Here is a 1,863-nt window from a genome sequence, read left to right as displayed (position 1 = left end):
AGCTCCACCGCACCCGCAGACCAATCCACATGCGGCGACGGCTCACCCACATGCAACGTCCTCGGCAACACCCCCGCCCGCATCGCCATCACCATCTTGATCACACCCGCCACACCCGCAGCAGCCTTGGTGTGTCCGATGTTGGATTTCGAGGATCCGAGCCACAGAGGCCGATCCTCGTCACGCCCTTGGCCGTAGGTGGCGAGGAGCGCCTGGGCCTCGATCGGGTCACCGAGCGTCGTGCCCGTACCGTGGGCCTCCACCGCGTCCACCTCGGCGGCACTCAGACCCGCGTTCGCCAGCGCCTGACGGATCACCCGCTGCTGCGACGGACCATTGGGCGCCGTCAGACCATTGCTCGCACCGTCCTGGTTAAGCGCAGAACCCTTGATGACCGCGAGCACCTGGTGACCATTGCGCCGCGCATCCGACAACCGCTCCAGAACGAGGACACCCACGCCCTCACCCCACCCAGTGCCGTCGGCGTCCGCCGAGAACGCCTTGCAGCGCCCGTCCGGGGACAGAGCCCGCTGGCGACTGAACTCGATGAACGACTCGGGGGTAGCCATGACGGCCACGCCGCCGGCGACGGCCATCGAGCACTCGCCCTGGCGCAGGGACTGTGCGGCGAGGTGGATGGCCACGAGGGACGACGAACAGGCCGTGTCGATCGAGACGGCGGGGCCTTCGAGACCGAGGGTGTAGGCCACGCGGCCCGTGACGATGCTGCCGGACCCGATGTTGCCCGCGTAGTCGTGGTACATGACGCCGGCGAAGACGCCGGTCTGGCTGCCCTTGAGGTCGGCGGGAACGATGCCCGCCTGCTCGAACGCCTCCCAGGCCGTCTCCAACAACAACCGCTGCTGGGGGTCGGTCTCGGTGGCCTCGCGGGGGGAGATTCCGAAGAACGCGGCGTCGAATTCGCCCGCGTTGTAAATGAATCCGCCCTCACGGGTGTAGCTCGTGCCGGCGTGTTGGGGGTCGGGGTGGTAGATCGCGTCCAGATCCCACCCGCGGTCGGTCGGGAACTCCGAGATCGCGTCCCTGCCCTCCGCCACGAGTTGCCAGAGATCGTCCGGCGACGCGACTCCGCCTGGGTAGCGGCACGCCATGCCGACGATCACGACGGGATCGTCGTCGGCGACGCTGCCCACCGCGGGGAGGGCCGCGGCGGCAGCCGGTATCTCGCCCGAGACCTCGGCGAGGAGGAAGTCAGCCAGGTCGTCGGAGGACGGATAGTCGAAGACGAGCGTCGCCGGCAACCGCACCCCCGCCACGGCACTGAGACCATTGCGCAGTTCCACGGCCGTCAGTGAATCGAAGCCCAGGTCCTGGAACGCGCGCGCCGGCTCGACCAGATCCGCCGACGTGTACCCCAGCACCTGCGCCACCTGCGTCCGGACCACACCCAGCACCAGGGCCCGACGCTCCTCCGCCGACAGCCCCACCAACTGGTCCGCCAAGGCATTCTCCGTGGCAGAAGCGACGTTCTGTGCCGTGACCGCCGCCGAGCGACGACGGCGAGGGCCGGTCAGTTCGCGGAAGAGGGGCGAGAGGGTGTCGCCCTGCTCGCGCAGAGCGGAGATGTCGAAGCGGGCGGGTACGACCGTCGATCGGCCGGACGCGACAGCGGCGTCGAACAGGGCCAGCCCGTCCTCGACGGAGAGCGTACGGATGCCCGTACGGTCCATGCGTTCCAGGTCGGCGGTGCTGAGCCGGCTGCCCATTCCTGTCGACTCGTCCCAGAGTCCCCAGGCCAGGGAGGTCGCAGGCAGCCCCAACCCCCGCCGATACTCCGCCAACCCGTCCAGATACGCATTCGCCGCCGCGTAATTACCCTGCCCCGCACCACCCACCGTCCCC

At 69.2% G+C, this 1,863-nt stretch carries 1 protein-coding gene; it reads right to left on the bottom strand.

Features of this window, described 5'->3' with window-relative positions:
* A partial coding sequence (locus RM704_RS44485) for a type I polyketide synthase (RefSeq protein WP_311593547.1) occupies nt 1-1,863 on the bottom strand: 1,863 nt, incomplete at both ends.

It is taken from the genome of Streptomyces gottesmaniae (genome assembly GCF_031845845.1).
Taxonomy (GTDB): Bacteria; Actinomycetota; Actinomycetes; order Streptomycetales; family Streptomycetaceae; genus Streptomyces; species Streptomyces akebiae.
This window is presented reverse-complemented; position numbering and strand designations above follow the sequence as displayed.